The organism is Tunicatimonas sp., assembly GCF_049647865.1.
Lineage (GTDB): Bacteria > Bacteroidota > Bacteroidia > Cytophagales > Cyclobacteriaceae > Tunicatimonas.
On record NZ_JBARYM010000301.1, the window covers coordinates 1 to 1,525 of the forward strand.

1 protein-coding gene is annotated in these 1,525 nt (G+C 37.8%); it reads right to left on the reverse strand.

The features are described from left to right. Positions 1 to 242: 242 nt before the first annotated feature. Positions 243 to 1,250 (reverse strand): 3-dehydro-L-gulonate 2-dehydrogenase, encoded by a 1,008-nt coding sequence (gene yiaK, locus WBA23_RS09235; RefSeq protein WP_424581989.1) that lies wholly within the window; start codon positions 1,248 to 1,250, stop codon positions 243 to 245. Between the last annotated feature and the right edge of the window lie 275 nt (positions 1,251 to 1,525).

The window sequence follows — 1,525 nt, forward strand, 5'->3', positions numbered from 1 at the left end:
AGTCAGCACCGTTCACGTTACTTCATATATTTATAATGTAAAGTTGATATAGAATGAGTGTTCATTAAGATTGCATAGGTTGAAGTTGCACCCACAGTGGTGCGACAAGGTTGTTGTAAAGTAAAAACCGGGGATTGGTGTCTACCATTTTTCTTATTTAAGGTCTGACTACAGTAATTTGTAGTTTGTTAAGGCGATCGTACCTCGCGAGAAAGGTTAAGAAACGTTGGAATTAGTTAATTTTATTTTTCAGCTAGTATCATAATCTTTTGCCAAATACTTTTGTCAACAACAATTCCCGCTTCCAAATTATTGGATTTGGTCAGTGAACTTCGCTCTCCTGGATAGTAGATCTTATCTTCTGGGCTTATGGGTTCTACATTATGAGTAAAATCAATGATTTCTTCTATGAGCTTTTGCTGTAGTTCTTCATCGTTAAAAACTCCAGGGTAGATACAAATGTAAATTTGAGAAATTGCTGTCTCAATTTCTTTTGAGCTTATTCTATAAGTAGAATTTCCCGCCGCCATAACAGTGGCCAGCATATCCAGAACTATTGAAAGAGCGGAACCTTTCCAATAGCCGATGGGCAATCCCCGCTCTTTTGATAAGATTTTATCAGGGTCATTGGAGAGTTTATCGTTGTCATCCCAACCGCCAGGGTAAGGTAACTTTTCACCTCTCAATTTATAATCGTTGATTTTACCGAACGCAAATTGGGAAATTGCCATATCTAGAACAACATGTCCCTTTTTTCTCGGTACTGATATAACAAACGGGTTATTACCAATACGGCTTTCTTTTCCACCCCAAGGCGGCATGTTTGGTTTAGTATTGGTAAACATAATCGATATGCAGTTGGCGTCTGCTGCTTGTTTACCATAAGTACCTCCTCTCATCCAGTGATTGGTGTTACGCAATGCCACCATTCCCATTCCATGCTGTTTAGCCAATTCAATGGTCCTGTTGGTACACTTGGTTGCATTGATAATGCCAGGACCAAAATGGCCATCCCACCGTTCTATACTGCCAAAAGATTCTATTTTTTCTGCCTCCGCTTTAATGTTAATCACTCCGTTTTCAATATACTCAATAAAAAGTGGGACACGGTTAATTCCATGAGAACTCACACCATCTAAAGTGCTCTCGGTAAAAACATTAGCTAATAATTGGGCTTTTTCTGGAGTAAAATTATACTTAACAAAAAGTTCGTGAAGTACTTTCTGTATGTCTTCGGCTAGAATGCGCATGGATGTTTTAATTCAATTTTATTGATTACAAAGGTAGATGGGGTTGGCATTTCGTTGTTTATTTTTCATTCTTCATACTCATGTAGGAATTGTACAACTTTCCCTGCTAGTGTACCCACTCTATATTTTCCACCTGCATCATTAAAGTTAGAGTCTATGATTTATGAATTGAATGGTCTGGGAAATTTTCCAAAAAAACCTCAATGGCTACCTATGCATTAGATAGAGGTTGTCCATCCTTTAACAGGTCAGAAGCTCTTTCAATTGAATTATTA

Excerpts from the sequence above, each read along its gene's own strand:
- yiaK (WP_424581989.1), bottom strand. The coding sequence starts at position 1,250 with ATGCGCATTCTAGCCGAAGACATACAGAAAGTACTTCACGAACTTTTT.